The sequence below is a fragment of the Paenibacillus sp. FSL E2-0178 genome (assembly GCF_038593005.1).
Lineage (GTDB): Bacteria > Bacillota > Bacilli > Paenibacillales > Paenibacillaceae > Paenibacillus_AQ > Paenibacillus_AQ phytohabitans.
On record NZ_CP151953.1, the window covers coordinates 6,613,391 to 6,630,924 of the forward strand.

Here is a 17,534-nt window from a genome sequence, read left to right on the forward strand (position 1 = left end):
CGGGGAACCGTCAGCAGAGCGAAGCGGACTGAGAAGCTCCTATTTCTCCAAAAAACCTCAGAATGGGGCCTAAGCGGACTGAGATTCCGTTATGTTGCCGGCTGGATTCCATTAGGAGCTCTGACTGGTCCCTTAGCGGAATCTGAGTCCGTTTGCCCGGCGAATCCGCCTGATCTGCTCATATAACGGAGTTTCAGTCCGCTTCCCGGGCTGGGGATCATGAACTACGCAGAGGAATCGCGCTGGGTGCTGTCCTGCACTTGAGCCGGAATCAGCAGAGGAGTGACTCTGCTGATTTAATTGGATTTTCTCCATTTAATAATCCGGTTTATCCTTCCGGATTGATGCTAGATGGATTTATGACACTTAATTCTGCGGCTATCCCGGTTATATATCCGATCCGGCTAAATAATACAATCCATCCAGGCTCTCCCGACCAGCTGATCCATGGCTCCGGGAGAGTCTTCTTTGCTGTTGCCCTTGGTTGCCGTGGCCTAAAAAAAGCGGCAGGTATTTGCAAACAATGGCAAACGTACGTTCTGGAGCGCGCGGTGGAGGTATGCTATACTATTGGGACGAGATTATTCATAGATTCTGATATTCATCAGGCAATCCGCTTCTGTGTGTGCAGCAGCAGGGCGGCCTGCATTCTAATTCTCCGCCACGGAAGGAGTCTGCTGATATGACGGTTAACTTTTTGATCGGACGCTCGGGCAGCGGCAAGACAACTACAATATGGGAGACGGTATCCTCACGGCTGAAGACAGAGCCGCTTGGAGCGCCGATAATTATACTTGTCCCTGAACAGGGATCATTCGGTGCGGAGCGCGGGCTGTTGGCTGCGGGCAACGTGAAGGGCAGCATCCGCGCCCAGACACTCAGCTTCTCGCGGCTGGCCTACCGGGTGAAGCAGGAGACCGGCGGCAGCGCGAGTCTGCCAATCAGCGAGGAAGGCAAGAAGATGCTGATCTATAAGATCGTCAACCGACGCAAGGAGGAACTGAAGCTGTTCGGCGCCTCCTCGGACCGGCCAGGATTCGTGGAACGGCTCAGCGACCTGCACACGGAGCTCAAGCGCTGCTGCCTTGGAGCAGGTGACCTCGAAGAACAGCTCGGCAGAATGCGGGATGCCCTGGGAGGAAGTCCGATTCTGGCCGGCAAGCTGGAAGATCTGCACCTGGTCTTCAGTGAGCTGGAGCAGGAAATGTCACAGCTCTACATGGATCAGGAGGACAGGCTGGCTGAGCTGGCTGAGCATATTCAGGATTCCGGCTATATCCGGGGAGCCGAGATTTGGGTAGACGGGTTCCATGGGTTTACCAATCAGGAATTCATCGTACTGCGTGAGCTTATGCAATATGCTTCGGGGGTGACCATTGCCCTGACGCTGGACCGGATCTATCCCGCAGGCCAGGCGCCGCATGAGCTGGAGCTGTTTCACCCGGCTGCGGTTACATATATCAAGCTGCGGGGTATGGCCGAGGAGATGGGCCTTACAGTCTGGGACCAGCTTCTGGCCCCGCCTGTACTTCCAAGGTTCAAGGAGAGTCCGGCTCTAGCCCATCTGGAGCGCGGATTCCAGCGACGGCTGCGCTGGAACGGAGCGGCCGGGCAAGTGGAGGAGGCAGTCAGTATCCGGGCTGCGGCCTCCCGCCGGACAGAGGTTGAAGGCGTGCTGCGCGAGATGCTTAGCCTGGCCAGAGATTCAGGGGCCAAGTTTGGTGAGATGGCTGTATTCATGCGGAATATGAGTGATTATGAGCCGCTGATTGCTCCGCTGTTCCAGGACTTCGGCGTTCCGTTCTTCCTGGACCAGAAGCTGAATGAGCTGCATCATCCGCTGGTGGAATTCATCCGTTCCGCTCTGGATGTAGTCCGCCGCCGCTGGCGCTATGAGGATGTGTTCCGCTGCGTGAAGACCGAGCTGCTGCTTCCGCTGGACGGAAGCATTACGCGCGCCAATATGGATGAACTGGAGAATTACGTGCTGGCCTGCGGTATTCACGGGTACCGGTGGACTGACGGCCGTTCCTGGAAAGGCATTCCCCGCCTCTCGCTGGAGGGGAGTGAGGCCGTAGATGAAGCCATGCTGGCCAGAATGGAAGCCTGCCGGAGCGCGATCACAGGACCACTGCAGGCTTTTGAGCAGAGGGTCAAAGCCAGCCGCAGCGGCCTGGAGCTGTGCAGAGCGGTATATCTGCTGCTTGAGGACACAGAGGCGGCGCGCAAGCTGGAACGGATGGGAGCCGAATCTCTGGAGCAGGGACGCCCGGAAGCTGCCCGTGAGCATAACCAGCTGTGGGGGGCTGTGCTGGATCTGCTCGATCAGATTGCCGAGATGATGGGCAAGGAAAGAATGGAATTTGAGCTGTTCGCCGGCGTGCTGGAAACAGGGCTGGCTGAGCTCAAGATGGGGCTTGTCCCGCCTGCCCTTGATCAGGTGCTGGTCGGAACGATGGACCGTACGCGGGTGTCGGGCGTGAAGTATGCCTTCCTGCTGGGCTTCAATGAAGGTGTGGTTCCGGCGCAGTTCAAGGAAGACGGGATCTTGTCCGAGGGAGAGCGTCTGCTGCTGGAGAATGCCGGTATGGAGCTCGCCCCCGGTTCATCCCGCAAGCTGCTGGATGAGCGCTTCCTGATCTACAATGCGCTTACAACTGCCAGCAGGAAGCTGTGGATTAGTTACGCAACGGCTGATGATGAAGGCAAAGCGCTGCTGCCCTCGGAGATTATCCGCCAGCTGCAGGGCATGTTCCCTGAAGGGCTGGATGAGAAGCATCTGTCAGGCTTCCCCCAGGGAGGGGAAGCAGCTGAAGACAGCATGTCTGCACAAACGGAAGCGGTCCACATGAATTTTATCGGCCATCCTGAGCAAACCCTCCGCATGCTGATGCTTCAGCTCCGGCAGTGGCGCCAGGGGGTAGAGATTCCCCGCTTGTGGTGGGATGTCTATAACTGGTTTGCGGCCGATGGACATGCGGACAAACCGGTGAACACACAGGCAGCGGCAGATGGGCAGGCGGAAGTCTCAATGAAGCTGCAGCTTGAACGGCTGCTGGGCTCGCTGTTCTACCGCAACGAAGGGATCAGGCTGAAGCGGGAGACCAGCCTGCGGCTGTACGGCGGCGACACACTGCGCGGCAGCGTGTCGCGCATGGAGAAATTTGTCGCCTGCTCCTTCTCTCATTTCGCTTCTTACGGGCTAAGGCTGAAGGAACGCCAGCTCTATAAGCTCCAGGCCCCGGATATCGGGCAGCTGTTCCATGCGGCTCTAAGCCAAATGGCGCAGCGGCTGCAGAAGGAGGGCCGCAGCTGGGGCAGTATGACGGCCGAGGAATGCCGCCGTGAGGCGGGTGAGACGGTAGACCGTCTGTCCCCGCTGCTGCAGGGCGAAATTCTGATGAGCAGCAAACGTTACAGCTATATCTCACGCAAGCTGAAGAATATTGTCGGCCGCGCTTCAGTGATCCTCGGCGAGCATTCGCGCAGGGGGAGCTTCGAGCCGGTCGGGCTGGAGCTGGATTTCGGTCCCGGGAAGGATCTGCCTCCGCTGAGAATTACACTGCCGAACGGCTGCGTAATGGAGGTGGTCGGCCGGATTGACCGTGTGGATATGGCTGAAGGCGAGCAGGGTATTCTGCTGCGGGTCATTGACTACAAATCAAGCCAGAAGGATCTCAAGCTGCACGAGGTCTACTATGGATTGTCGCTGCAAATGCTGACCTATCTTGATGTGCTGCTCACCTATTCCGAGCAATGGCTTGGCCAGGCTGCACTCCCGGCAGGCGCGCTCTATTTCCATGTTCATGATCCGCTGCTGACCTCAGCCAACGGAATGAACCGGGAGCAAGCGGAGCAGGAGCTGATGAAGCGCTTCAAAATGAAGGGGCTGCTGACGGCTGACCGTGAAGTGGTCTCACTGATGGATACCACACTCGACAAAGGCTATTCCTCTATTGTTCCGGTAGCGCTGAAGAGCGACGGCAGCTTCTACAGCAGCGCGTCTGTAGCTACCCCGGAGCAATGGGGTCAGCTGCTGTCTTCAGTGCGGAGCACGATTTCGGATATCGGTACGCGTATTACGGAAGGTGATGTGGCTATTCAGCCTTACCGCATCCAGCAGGAGACTGCCTGTACCTTCTGCTCCTTCCGCCCGGTCTGCCAGTTCGACGAGGCTGTGGAGGGCAATGGCTACAATAATCTGAGTAAGCCCGGCAAAGACGTAATCTGGGATCTGCTGTCCCGCAAAGGAGGAGAAAAATTGTGAGCATACATCCTGTAACGGAAGCGAAGCCGGAAGGGAGTCTGTGGAGTGACGACCAGTGGCGCGCCATTGCCGAGAGCGGCAGCGATATTCTCGTCGCGGCAGCAGCGGGTTCCGGTAAAACTGCGGTACTCGTAGAGCGCATTATCCGCAAAATCAGCAATGAGGAAGCAGGCTTCAGCGTGGACCGGCTGCTGGTAGCGACATTCACCAAGGCTGCAGCCTCCGAGATGCGGCAGCGGATCCGGGAGGCGCTGGAGCGCAAGCTGGAAGAGGACACAAGCGGTGAGAACGAATATCTGCGCCGCCAGCTTGCTCTGCTGGGCAGAGCCTCTATTACTACGCTGCATTCCTTCTGTCTTGAAGTGATCCGCCGGTATTATCAGCTGATTCCGATTGATCCGGGCTTCCGTATACTCAATGAGCATGAAGCGGAAATGATGCGCCAGGAGCTGCTGGAAGAGCTGATGGAGGAGAAATACGGTGAGGTCACTGAAGACGGGGAAGATAGCGTATTTGTCCGGCTTGTGGACTGGTTCAGCGGGGAGCGCAGTGACGATGCGGTGCATTCGCTGATTCAGCGGCTGCATGATTTCGCGCGAAGTCATCCCTGGCCGGCACAGTGGCTGCGGGATACGGCTGCTGATTTCTCACTGCCGGATGCAGAGTCCTTGAGCCATACCCCTTGGGTACAGAGCATTCTCGCTGAAGCCAGGCTGACGCTGGATGGTGCCATCAGCCAGCTGCTGCAGGCCCGCGAGATCGCGCTTCAACCCGGCGGACCTGCTCCTTATGCGGATAACCTGGCGGCCGATCTGGATATGGCGCAGGGATTACGGGATGCGGTAGAATCGCAGCCATGGGCTGAACTCTATGATATTTTCATGGAAATCTCTTTCGGCAAGCTGAAGCCCTGCAAGAAGGATGCAACCGATCCCGGCCTGCAGGAGAGTGTTAAGGCAATTCGGGATCAAGTGAAGAAGAGCTTGCTGGAGCTGCAGAAATCCTTGTTCGGGCGTCCGGCGGAGTCTTTCCTGGGTGAACTTCATGAAGCGGCACCACTGATGCACGAGCTGGCGGAGACGGTTATAGGGTTCGGTGAACGTTACCGGCTGGAGAAGGCGGGCCGGGGGCTGGTGGATTTCAGTGATCTGGAGCATTACTGCCTGCAGATCCTGAGGCATCCGGACTCGCTTCCGGGGCATTCCCTGCCTTCGGATGCGGCGATGGAATACCGCAGCCAGTTCGATGAGGTGCTGCTGGATGAATATCAGGATACCAACAGCGTACAGGAGGAGATCGTCCGGCTGATCTCCCGTGAGTTCCCCGGCAACCGCTTTATGGTCGGGGATATGAAGCAGAGTATCTACCGCTTCCGCCTGGCTGAGCCGGGGTTGTTCCTGGACAAATACCGCAGGTTCAGCGCTGAGCCGTCTGCTGGCGGTAACGGCAGTAGCCTGCTTGCCGGTGAAACGGATCCCCGGACTGAAGCCAGTCCCGGGCAGAACGATAATGGCGGCGGTTCGGTCATCGATCTGGCCCGCAATTTCCGCAGCCGGCTGGAGGTTGTGAATGCCGTAAATATGGTTTTCCGGCAGATCATGGACAGCAATGTCGCGGAGATAAGCTATGACGAGCGCGCAGAGCTGGTCTATGGAGCCAACTTCCCGGGAGCGGCGGAGAAAGGGCCGGATACTTATTTTGCGCCGGAGCTGCTGCTGATTGATAAGGGTACCTCTGCATCCGGTCAGCCGGAGGAAACCGGGGAGGACGATGAGCTGCCCCAGCAGGAGAATGAGGCAGTAGAGAGTGAGACTGCACAGCTGGAAGCACGGGCCATTGCCCGGCGCATCTCGCAGATGACAGGAATGACCGGCGGGGAACCGCTGCTGATCTATGATAAGGCACTGCGGATCATGCGTCCGGTAGTATACGGTGATATCGTTATTCTGCTGCGTTCCGCGCGTGTGTGGACGCCGCTGATGATTGAAGAGCTGCGGAATGAAGGCATTCCGGCATACGGCGACCAGAACAAGGGGTACTTCCAGGCTACCGAGGTGGAGATCGCCCTCTCGCTGCTGCAGATTGTCGATAATCCCCGCCAGGATATTCCGCTGGCCGGTGTACTGCGCTCGCCGGTGGTGAATCTGCGCGAGGAGGAGCTGGCCAAGGTGCGCCTATGCAGCACCGGAACGTTCTATGACGCGCTGGTTGCTGCATCCGAAGCTGCGAATATACCGGGGGACAATCCTCCGGCGATGGGTTCAGCGGGTGCTGCCCTGCGGGTGGAGCACGGCGGCGATGCAGGCGGTGATTTAACGGCAGAGACTGCTGCCGCGTATGATCTTTTTACAACATCAGAGCAAGAGACTCTGCTTGAAGACAAGGCTGCCGAGACAGAAGCCTCTGCGGCGCTGACGGCTATTCATCCGCAGCTGCGGATGAAGCTGAAGACCTTCCGGGACATGCTGGAGGACTGGAGAAACGCCGCCCGGCAGGGAAGCTTAAGCGAACTAATCTGGCGTATTTACCGGGAAAGCGGATATCTTGAATGGGTTGGCGGACTTCCCGGCGGATTTCAGCGCCAGAACAATTTGAAGGCATTGTATGACCGGGCTGTTCAGTTCGAGAATGAGACCTCAGCCAGAGGCTTGTTCCGCTTCCTCGTGTTTATCTCACGGCTGAGAGAGAACGGCGGGGATCTGGGGGTGGCCGGAGGCAGCAGTGAGGAGGCTGGCGGCGTCCGGATTATGACGATCCACAAGTCCAAGGGTCTGGAGTTCCCGGTTGTATTCCTGGCAGGCATGGCCAAAATGTTCAATCGCCAGGATCTGCATTCCCCGTTCCTGATGCATAAGGAACTCGGCTTCGGCCCCCGCTTCGTGGAGAGGGAGACACGGGTCAGCTACCCGACGCTGCCTTACCTGGCCATCAACCGCCGTTCACGGCTGGAGCTGCTGGCTGAGGAGATGCGCGTGCTCTATGTCGGACTGACCCGTCCGCGCGACAAAATGATCCTGGTAGGCACGGTCCGCGATTTGCCGCGCACAGTATCCGGCTGGACTGCTATGCAGGGCCGGGAGGAGCTGCTCCTGGCAGACCATCTGCTGGCCCGGGGCCGCAGCTATCTGGACTGGGTGGGACCGGCGCTGATCCGCCATCCCGCAGCCGCTATTCTGCGCAAGCTTGCGGGTAGTGAAGGCACGGTATCTACGGTGCTTCACGGCGATGAGTCCAACTGGAGCATATCGGTGCTCGGCGCTGCGGAGCTTGGCTCCGGATCTTTTCTGGCAGCAGACGGTGACAGTGACAAGAACGAAGAACGCCGTATAGCGCTTGAGGCGCTCCGTCAGGGCAGGACTGTGCCTTCGCTGGGAACTGCCTCAGCAGGGCAGGTTACGGACAGGCTACAGTGGACCTATCCATATGCGGCTGCTTCCGGCATTCCCGCCAAAACATCGGTGACCGAGCTGAAGGCACTGCTGTCCATGCAGGACCAGCCCTCCCTTGATTTGCTGGAAGAAACCTATATTCCCGGGGAGCAGAACACAAGAAGCGGCGGTACCGGATATGGGGACAGCCTGCATCTGCAGCGCCCGAAATTTATGGAAAAGCGGGGACTTACCCCTGCTGAGCGCGGAACCGCGTATCATACCGTTATGCAGCATATTCCGCTGGATGAGCCGGTGGACCGGTCTGTTCTCGAGGCCACGCTTGCACGGCTTGAACGGCTAGCCATACTCAGCAAGGAGCAGGCAGACGCGGTTGAACTGGGCGAAGTAGAGGATTTCTGTACTAGTGAACTGGGCCGCAGACTCTTTAAGTCTTCCTGGAAGACCAGAGAGCAGCCTTTCAGCTATAGCGTTCCTGCAGACGAGGCTTACCAGGGGCTGGCATACCTGGACGAAGCGGCGGCGGGACTCCCGGCTGACGGCGCCAGCGGAGCTTTTAATGAGACCGTTCTGATTCAAGGGGTAATCGACTGTCTGTTCCGGGAGGAAGGGCGCCTGATTCTGCTCGATTACAAAACAGATTTCGTCCCGGTGCAAGAGGGCGGGCTCGAATCGCTGACTGAGAAATACCGCTTCCAGCTGGAGCTGTACAGCAAGGCGCTGCTTGATATTCTGGGCGAGCCTGTCAGCGAGGTCTGGCTATACTTTTTCGATGGCGGACATGCTGTGAGGCTATGAGAATAGGGGATTAAGAGTGCTAAGAGTGCTAAGAGTGCTAAGAGTGCTAAGAGTGCTAAGAGTGCTAAGAGTGCTAAGAGTGCTAAGAGTGCTAACTGTGCTAACAGACTAACAGACTAAGAGACTTAGGATGCTATTAGACAAGAGGCTAAGGATTCTCATAGACTTAGAGATTAAGAGAATGAGAGATGTAACATATGTAGGTTGAACATGAAAGTATATAGACAGGGGAACGTGGCGGGGAACCATTTTGGAATATAGGAGCGTCAGCGTCTGCCGTTGTCTGCGGATTTCCACCGTGAACAGCGGAATATTTCAAGAAATCTGCAGACGGGCAACGGCCGGAGGGCGAAGTGTTCTCTGGAGTCACGAGTTTGAGCGGATAGACTGACGAAGAGTTCCTATATAGAAGGCGCTTAGACTATAAACAAACAAGTAACCGGCCACCGCTATTCTGTCACTCGGAATCTTTTGATTTTTATACCTGATTTTAGTGGCAGAAAAGAAATGAAAGCCTTACGTTTACGCTGCACAGGAGCAAATGTTGTACGTTATACAACTTGAATTCTTATATTCATAGCTATTCGAGAGATTGTTGTACGAAATACAAGAATTCTCCTTCTAATCCGCTTGGAGAAGCAGAAATGCTGCCTTTTATACAACAATTCTGGATTAGGATCGATATTATGAGGAAAATGTTGTATTTCGTGCAGGATTTCAACAAAATACGCGGATGGTCAACACATATGGAAGATTATCAAACTTTTGCTCTGGCTACAGCAGCAGGAAATCCAAACATCTATATATAAATCTATGATTGCCGCAGACAGGCGGGGAAAAGAGGGCGGAAATGCGCATATTGCACACGGGAGACTGGCATCTGGGGCGGACGCTGGAGGGCAGAAGCCGGCAGAAGGAGCAGGAGCAGTTCGTGGATGAGCTGGTGGGGATTGCAGATTCCTCCGGAGCGGATCTGATTCTGATGGCGGGAGATGTCTACGATTCGGTAAATCCTCCGGCTGCGGCGGAGCAGCTGTTCTACGAGGCTGCGGCCAGACTGACAGCAGGCGGCAGGCCGCTGGTTGTCATTTCGGGCAATCATGATCAGCCGGAGCGCGTAGCTTCCGTGTCTCCGCTTGTCCGCAGACAGGGGATTACACTGGTAGGGATGCCGACCTCAGAGCCGGTGACGGTGCATGCTGCAAGAACCGGTGAGATTGCCAAAATCGCTGCGCTCCCTTACCCCTCTGAAGCCCGGCTTGGCGAGCTGCTCGCCGGTGACGGCGGAGAGGCTGAGCTGCGGCTGGCTTACAGCGCACGTGTCGGCAGGCTGATGAATCTGCTCGGCCGGGAGTTCTCGCCGCAGACCGTCAATCTGGCGATGAGCCATATTTATGTACTGGGCGGGGTGGAGAGCGACTCTGAACGCCCGATCCAGGTAGGCGGTGCCTATACCGTAGATCCTTCGGCGCTCTCCTGCGGTGCACAGTATACGGCACTCGGGCATCTTCACCGGGCCCAGCGGGTCAAGGGCGACGGCATGATCCGCTACAGCGGATCGCCGCTCGCCTACAGCTTCTCAGAGGCAGGGCAGGCAAAATCTGTAGCCCTGATAGATGTTGCGCCCGGAGGGGAGCCGGTCTTCGAAGAAATCTATCTGAGCTGCGGCCGTCCGCTGGTTAATTGGAAGTCAACCGGCGGATTACAGGAGGTCTACAGCTGGCTGGATGAAGGCAGGGATGCGGGGGCCTTCATCGATCTGGAGCTCCGGCTGACGGAAGCGATGTCGATGAACGATATCCAGCGGCTGCGCAAGTCTCGGGAAGGCATTGTACATATCCGTCCGGTTTATCCGCAGATGGAGCAGGAGCTGGAAGAGATGGCACGTTCACGCATGCCTGTGCAGGAATTGTTCCGCAAGTTCTACCAGCGCCAGACGGGCGGCGCGGAACCGGATGACAGCCTGATTGAGCTGTTCCTGGAGCTGGCTGAAGAAGAACGGCAGGAATCTGCGGAAGAGGAGGAGATGCTTAAGTGAAGCCGATACTACTGAAACTATCCGGACTGCAAAGCTATAGAGAGCAGCAGGAAATAGATTTTACCAGTCTTACCGAGACCGGGCTGTTCGGGATCTTTGGTCCGACCGGCAGCGGCAAATCCAGTCTGCTGGATGCGATCACGCTGGCAATGTACGGGAAAGTAGAGCGCGCAGTGAACGGAACTCAAGGCATTATGAACCATTCTGAGGACCAGCTCAGTGTAGCCTTCACCTTCGAGCTGACCTCTTCTTCCGGAGCGCGGCGTTACCGGGTGGAACGCAAATTTAAGCGGACCGGAGAGCAATCGGTCAGTAATACGATCAGCAGGTTCATTGAGGTCAAGGATGACGGCGATGTTGTGATGGCCGATAAGCTTGCGGATGTTACCCGCTGTGTGGAAGAGCATATCGGGCTGAAGATGGATGACTTCACCCGGGCGGTAGTGCTGCCGCAGGGCAAATTCGCCGAGTTCCTGTCCCTGCGCGGTGTAGACCGCAGGCAGATGCTTCAGCGGCTGTTCCATCTGGAGCAATACGGGGATGGGCTGGCCCTTAAGCTTAGCCGCCGCGTCAAAGAGAACGAGGCGGCACTGCGCGCGCTGGAGGCCGAGCAGCAGGGACTGGGCAGCGCAGGCAAGGCAGACGTGGAAGCGGCAGCTGTCCGGGTGCAGGAGGCAGTCCGGCATGCGGAAGAATGCCGCAAGCGGCTCGCGGAAGCGGCGGCGCGCGCAGAGCGCTTCGCCCGCATCCGCGAGCTGCAGGAGGAGCAGGCCCGCCGGGGGCAGCAGCGGCAGGCTCTACAAGCCCAGGAGGAGCAGATTCTCCTCCTGGAGCAGAAGCTCGGCAAGGCTGACGATGCCGAGAAAAGGCTGCCCGCGCTGAAGGCCTGGCGCAGCGCGGAAGAGGCCTGGAAGAGCCGCCATGCCCGCGCGGAGGGCCTGGAGGCTCTGGCCTCCGCCGCCGGTCAGGAGGCGGCGGTAAAGGCGGAGGCGGAAGCAGCGGCACAGGCCGCGCTTACCGCCGGGGAGCCGGCCCTCCGGCAGGAGGAGGGCCTGTTCCGCCGCGCGCTCGAGCTGGAAGCCGAGCTCGGCGGGCTGCGCCGGGAGCGCGCGGCGCTGCTGGCGCGCCAGGACGAAGCCGCCCGGGGCCTTGCCGCCGGGCGGGAGAGCCTGGCCCGGGAGCGTGAGCTTTTGGCCCGTGGCCAAAAGAAACAGCACGAGCTGCAGCAGAGCCTGCAGCCGCTCGCGGTCCGCTCCCAGGAGCGGCAGTCTCTGCAGGAAGCCATGCAGAGACTGCAAGGGCTGCGTTCTGCCGAGCTCCAGCGGGAGTCGGCAGCCCGCGAGCACCGCGAGCGCGCAGCGGTGCTCGCAGCGGCGCAGGCGCGGCTGGCCGCTTCCTCTTCGCGGCGGCAGGCGCTTGGTGCCGGGCGCGGGGAGCTGCTTGCCGCCGCTGCCCTGCACCAGGAAGAGCTGCTTGCGGCCGAAGGTGCAGCGGGAGCCGCTGCCGGCCGCCTGGAGCAGCACACCAGCGCGCTTGAAGCTGCGCTGAAGGAGCAGGAGGTTCACAGGCTCTCGCTGGCGCTCGCCCGTGAACTCCAGGAGGGTGTGCCCTGCCCGGTGTGCGGCAGCCAGCACCATCCCTCCCCTGCGCTTAATCAGGAGCAGGGGGAACATGAAGAGCTGGACCAACGGCTCCGCCATGTCCGCGTTCTGGCCCGGCAGGCGCTGGAGACGCGCCATTTGTTCCGCAGCCTGCTGGAGCAGGACGGATCATGGCTTGTCCAGCTGGGCGGAGCAGCGTCCGAAGAGGCGATGGAGCAGTCTGCTGCCTCTGCTGCCGGCGGCTCTCTTGCAGCTCTCGAGTCCTCAGCCGCCCGCGGCTCTCTTGGGTCCTCTGCACATGACTCTCATGCATCCCTTGAGTCCTCGGCAGCCCTTGAGTCCCTCGGAGCCCCTGCGTCCGCTGCATCTCTTGCAGCCGCAGACATTCCGGATGAAGCAGCATTATCCGGTCTGAATGCCCGGCTGTCCTCGCTGAAGGCACGCTCCGGAGAATTGCGGCGTGCGGCTGCAGACTGGCAGCGCTCCATGCAGGAGCTGGAGCAGCTGTATCACAAGGAAGCGGCCGGTGCCGAAGCCGAGCAGACCTGGGTGCAGGGACTTGCTGCCAAGGCGGAGGAACTTGCTGCCTCGGCGAGTAAGCTTAGGGAAGAATGGAACGGGCTCTTTCCGGAGCTTGCGCCTGAGGAGGCGGAGAAAGCTTATCAGGAGCTGCTCGCCAAGGATGAGCGGGCCGAGGAAATCCGCAGCAGGCTGGAGATCAGCGTCAAGTTCCTGGACGAGAAGAGTCTAGCTGTACAGACGCTGCAGGAGCAGCTGGCCGGGCTCGACAAGGAACTTGCACAGTGGGACGCTCAGCTAGAAGGCAAAGAAGCGCTTGCGCGTGACAAAGAGCAGCTGCTCCGGGAATGGACCGGCGGACGTCCGCCGGCGGCACTGCTGGCGGAATGCGAGCGCAGGCTGCTGGAGCTTCAGACTGCGCTTGAACGCAGCCGGCAGGAGCACCGCCAGGCGGCGGACAACGCCCAGCAGCAGACCCGGGAAGCAGCGGTTGCCCGGCAGGCGGCAGAGTCTGCCCATGAGCATTATACGGCAGCCGACTCCCAGTGGAAGGAGGCGCTGCAGTCTTCGGCGTTTACTTCAGCCGCTGAGGTTGAAGCCGCGTCGCTGGAGACCTCTGAGCGGGCACAGGCGGCAGAACGGGTGCGGGCTCACCGCGAGGAGGAAGCGGAGTGTGCATTGCAGCTGCGGAGCATAGAGGAGAAGCTGGATGGTGCTGTGCTTAGCAGTGAGGAGTGGCAGGAGAGCCAGGAGTCACTGCAGAAGTGCAGGGAAGAGGATGAGAGTTCACTTCAGGCCCGCGCACGTGCGGAGCGTGATCTGGAGGATCTGCAGCAGCGGCACATCCGCTGGATGGAGCTTGAAGGCCAGCGGGCAGGACATGCTGCTATGCAGGAACGCTTGTCCAAGCTGCAGACGGTGCTGCGCGGCAACGCCTTTGTGGAATATATAGCAGAAGAACAGCTGATGCAGGTATGTCAGGCTGCCTCACAGCGCCTGCGTTTCCTGAGCAAGCAGCGTTATGCGCTGGAAGTGGACTCCGGCGGAGGTTTTGTCATCCGTGATGACGGGAACGGCGGTATGAAACGGCCGGTCTCCACGCTTTCCGGCGGAGAGACTTTCCTGACCTCCCTTGCGCTGGCATTAGCCCTGTCAGCCCAGATTCAGCTGCGCGGACAATACCCGCTGCAATTCTTTTTCCTGGATGAGGGCTTCGGTACATTGGACCCGGATCTGCTTGATACCGTGATAACCTCACTGGAAAGATTGCACAATGACCAGCTGTCCGTAGGCATCATCAGCCATGTTCCCGAGCTTCGTGCCCGTCTGCCGCGCAAGCTGATTGTAGTTCCTGCAGAGCAGGGCGGCGGGGGTTCAACCATTCTTTTGGAAAAAATGTGAAAGGCGGGGTTGAATGTGACAACGATCACAGATACACCTTCAACCCCCTGTTATAATACAGCTAAGCCGACATCATTTGAAACACCTCGGCGGACGTATGACAGGGAATTTGTTCCTTCTCATACGTCCGCCGCCGAAGCAGCTCCTATGAGCTGTGAAGGGTGTTTCTTTTTTTTTGTCTTTTTTGAATAAGAATTTCTAAGCTTTACACCCTCGCTCCACCGCACCAGAATTATGCTGCCTGTTATAATACAGCCTTGTCCTCCTTTTCTTATTTCATTTTCTTCTCCCTGGGGGACCTTTATGCTTGGACTCCACCTTTCGTTATCGTTCAATTTCCTGTATGATTAGAGCCATAAACTATATTTGTCGCGAAGCGGATCAGGCCGGAATAACCAACAGATTCAGGCTAATGCGCCCCGCCGGCCAAAAGCTGAGCTAATGATTACAGGGTATGCCCCTGTGAGCGGTGGATTTTTATGAAGTGGAAACGGCCGTGAATACGCCTGTTTTTACAATATAAGGACTGCCGGTGCTACAGATTTTACCGCGGAAAGTGCCGGATGCAAGCTTCTGCATCACAAATTTTGGGGAGGAAGCGTTGTATGGAAACTGTGTTCAGCAAAATTATCGAAGGTTCGATCCCGGCGAGCAAAGTATTCGAAAATGAGCGGATTCTGGCGTTCTACGATATTGAGCCTGCAGCCCCTGTGCATGTGCTGATCATCCCGAAGAAGTTCATCGCTTCGATGAATGATGTCACGCCCGAAGACCTGCCGCTGATCGGCGAGATCCATGCTGTAGCGCAGCAAATTGCGGTAGAACTGGGAATCGCTGATACCGGATACCGGCTGATTAACAACTGCGGACCGGACAGCGGACAAGCGGTGCCTCATCTGCATTATCATCTGCTGGGCGGAGCCAAACTCGGTGCCCTCGTCGGGAATTCTGCTTCCCACGCATAATCATGAATTCAATAAAACAGACCGGCTAAAAAATAATAACACGAAGGTTGACACCTTATTTAGGTTTGACCTATAATGAAATTTGATGAACCGTGTTGTTATGCTCTTGGACGGTCTGGTCGGAGGGAGGGAAAACTGGTGTCTGAAACGAAAGTTCGCAAAAACGAGACAATTGATGCTGCACTTCGTCGCTTTAAACGTTCCATTGCTAAAGATGGTGTCTTGGCTGAGGTGAAGAAACGCAAGCATTATGAGAAGCCAAGCGTAAAGCGCAAGAAGAAGTCTGAGGCTGCTCGTAAGAGAAAGTTTTAGGAGGATTACCCACGCATGAATCTTAGCGAACGATTAAACGAAGATATGAAGCAAGCGATGAAGAGTAAGGACAAGTTCAGACTCTCCACCATTCGAATGGTTCGTTCTACAATAAAGTATCTTGAAATAGATTTGAAGAGAACATTAGACGACAACGAAGTGCTTGATATCCTTAGTCGTGAAATCAAACAGCGCAAAGATGCCCTCCAAGAATTTGAAGCAGCGGGTCGCGAAGAGCTTGCCGCGAGTACTAAGGCAGAAATCGAGATTATCATTCAATATCTTCCTGAACAGCTTTCCGAAGAAGAAATTAAAGTAATTGTACAGCAGACCATCCAGGAAACCGGTGCTTCTTCGAAAAGTGAAATGGGTAAGGTGATGAGCGCACTGATGCCTAAGGTCAAAGGTCGCGCCGATGGTAAACTCGTGAACCAGGCGGTTCAGCAATTTCTGCAATAATATAACGCTAGCACCCCTTTAATTAGGGGTGTTTTTCGTTATGTGGAGTGTTGCGGACTCCAAGTAGTAATAGCTTCGGATGCGGCAGCTTAGATAATAAAAATATCAGCTTCTTTATTACCTCTATTAACATAAACCTCTCTAAACCTTTCTATTAACCTCTAGTTTCCCGTATTCCCTCTTCAAAACAGTTTTGCAATCCATCAGTGAAAATGATCTTAATACATACACTTGATCCACTGTTGAAACGCCTATGCAGAAACAGCCGTACTAAGGATTATATGCTGCGTTTTATTATATGATAAGGATGCAGTGGTTTTAATTCGTGCAGAAGGGAGGCAGCAAGCTTGAAAAAGTTACGCATAGGGGTCTTGTCCTGCATTGCCGCGATGATGATTCTGCTGGTTCTGCCGTTAGCGGGCAGGGTCCATGCAGATAATGAAGCGGTTCGCGCACCGGCTGCGGCTGCGGGTACAGTTGTGGGCGGTCCTGTGTTTATCATTCCGGTGGATCAGGAGATTGAGCGCGGATTGCAGAGCTTTCTGGAACGCGGATTTCAGGAGGCTGCCAATTACGGCGCGGTTCTGATTGTGCTGGAGATTGACACACCGGGCGGCCGGGTGGATTCAGCTGAACAAATCGGCAATATGGTCAGGGACAGCAAAATTCCTACCGCAGCCTACATCAAAGGCGACGCCGCTTCCGCCGGCAGTTACATAGCGCTTAATGCTGGCGCCATTATCATGAAGCCGGGCAGTATGATCGGTGCCGCTTCATTGGTAGACAGTAATGGCAATAGCGTGGATGACGCAAAAATGGTATCCTACTGGAAATCCAAGATGGTAGGCGCCGCATCGCTGAACGGGCGTGATCCGGAAGTGGCTGCAGGGATGATGGATATCAACCTGGTGGTGAACAAGCCCGGACTTGGCGTGTCCAAGGGGCAGGGGGAAATCATCGCTCTGAGCAGTGAGGAAGCGCTCCAGGCAGGTTATGCCGACCGTATTGCGGGTACAGCCAATGAGGCCATTACTTGGCTGGGTTATTCCACAGATGACATTTTTCGCGTAGAGCATACCGGTGCGGAGAAAATGTCGCATTTTCTGACGAATCCGGTTATTATGACGATTCTGCTCTTCGTCGGCATCGCCGGGGTATTCATTGAGCTGCTGGTACCCGGCTTTGGGGTGCCCGGAATTATCGGGACGCTGGCGTTCGCTCTCTATTTCTTCGGCAACTATGTGGCTGGCTTCGCCGGGGCGGAGACCTTGCTGCTGTTCATTCTGGGACTCGTAATGCTGGTGCTCGAGCTGTTTGTGCCTAGCTTTGGTATTCTGGGACTGCTGGGCTCCGTCAGCCTTGTGGCGGGTGTTGTAAGAGCTGCTTACAGCTTGACGCATGCGATGTTCAGTCTGGGCATTGCTTTTTCGGCAGCGGCAGTGGTGATTGTGATAGTGGCTGTGGTCTTCAAGGAGCGGGGGATCTGGAACCGGTTCATTCTCCAGGATAGCCTTACCAAAGAGCAGGGGTTTGTGCCTGTGACGGAGAAGCTGCGTTTGATCGGAGCTTCCGGGATCAGCGTAACTCCGCTGCGACCAGCAGGAACTGCCGCCATTGACGGCGAGCGGATTGATGTGGTGACAGAGGGCGGATTCATCGACGCACAGACCGCCATTTCGGTGGTAAAGGTCGAAGGCGGCCGGGTGGTCGTGAAGGAAGCCGTGAAATAGCTGTACCTCTGTTATGAGCTGGCAGCAACATGTAATACTGTATGGAAATAAGGTT

8 protein-coding genes are annotated in these 17,534 nt (G+C 56.9%); all 8 read left to right on the plus strand.

Annotation, left to right across the window (positions count from 1 at the left end):
- Positions 1-682 precede the first annotated feature (682 nt).
- A complete protein-coding gene (gene addB / locus MHI42_RS28690; RefSeq protein ID WP_342421374.1) occupies positions 683-4,267 on the plus strand; it encodes a helicase-exonuclease AddAB subunit AddB in 3,585 nt (1,194 codons plus the stop codon).
- Complete coding sequence (locus MHI42_RS28695) at positions 4,264-8,454, plus strand: UvrD-helicase domain-containing protein (RefSeq protein ID WP_342421375.1); 4,191 nt, start codon at positions 4,264-4,266, stop codon at positions 8,452-8,454. Before addB ends, MHI42_RS28695 begins: the two co-directional genes overlap by 4 nt.
- 850 nt (positions 8,455-9,304) lie before the next feature.
- Entirely contained in the window at positions 9,305-10,492 is a 1,188-nt protein-coding gene (locus MHI42_RS28700) for an exonuclease SbcCD subunit D (protein ID WP_342421376.1), read from the plus strand.
- A complete protein-coding gene (locus MHI42_RS28705; RefSeq protein WP_342421377.1) occupies positions 10,489-14,013 on the plus strand; it encodes an SMC family ATPase in 3,525 nt (1,174 codons plus the stop codon). The genes MHI42_RS28700 and MHI42_RS28705 overlap by 4 nt, the downstream gene beginning before the upstream one ends.
- A gap of 605 nt (positions 14,014-14,618) precedes the next feature.
- Positions 14,619-14,978 (plus strand): histidine triad nucleotide-binding protein, encoded by a 360-nt coding sequence (locus MHI42_RS28710; RefSeq protein ID WP_342421378.1) that lies wholly within the window; start codon positions 14,619-14,621, stop codon positions 14,976-14,978.
- A gap of 138 nt (positions 14,979-15,116) precedes the next feature.
- The gene (gene rpsU, locus MHI42_RS28715; RefSeq protein WP_005547957.1) at positions 15,117-15,290 is read left to right on the plus strand and encodes a 30S ribosomal protein S21; all 174 of its coding nucleotides are present in this window, start codon (positions 15,117-15,119) and stop codon (positions 15,288-15,290) included.
- 15 nt (positions 15,291-15,305) lie between these two features.
- On the plus strand, positions 15,306-15,749 hold the full coding sequence (locus tag MHI42_RS28720; RefSeq protein ID WP_039310385.1) for a GatB/YqeY domain-containing protein: 444 nt from the start codon (positions 15,306-15,308) through the stop codon (positions 15,747-15,749).
- Positions 15,750-16,138: 389 nt separating this feature from the next.
- Positions 16,139-17,479 (plus strand): NfeD family protein, encoded by a 1,341-nt coding sequence (locus MHI42_RS28725; protein ID WP_342424820.1) that lies wholly within the window; start codon positions 16,139-16,141, stop codon positions 17,477-17,479.
- The last annotated feature ends 55 nt before the right edge of the window (positions 17,480-17,534 follow it).

Coding starts and splice junctions, on each gene's coding strand:
- addB (WP_342421374.1), top strand. CDS start 683: ATGACGGTTAACTTTTTGATCGGACGCTCGGGCAGCGGCAAGACAACT.
- MHI42_RS28700 (WP_342421376.1), top strand. CDS start 9,305: ATGCGCATATTGCACACGGGAGACTGGCATCTGGGGCGGACGCTGGAG.
- MHI42_RS28710 (WP_342421378.1), top strand. CDS start 14,619: ATGGAAACTGTGTTCAGCAAAATTATCGAAGGTTCGATCCCGGCGAGC.
- MHI42_RS28720 (WP_039310385.1), top strand. CDS start 15,306: ATGAATCTTAGCGAACGATTAAACGAAGATATGAAGCAAGCGATGAAG.
- MHI42_RS28725 (WP_342424820.1), top strand. CDS start 16,139: ATGATGATTCTGCTGGTTCTGCCGTTAGCGGGCAGGGTCCATGCAGAT.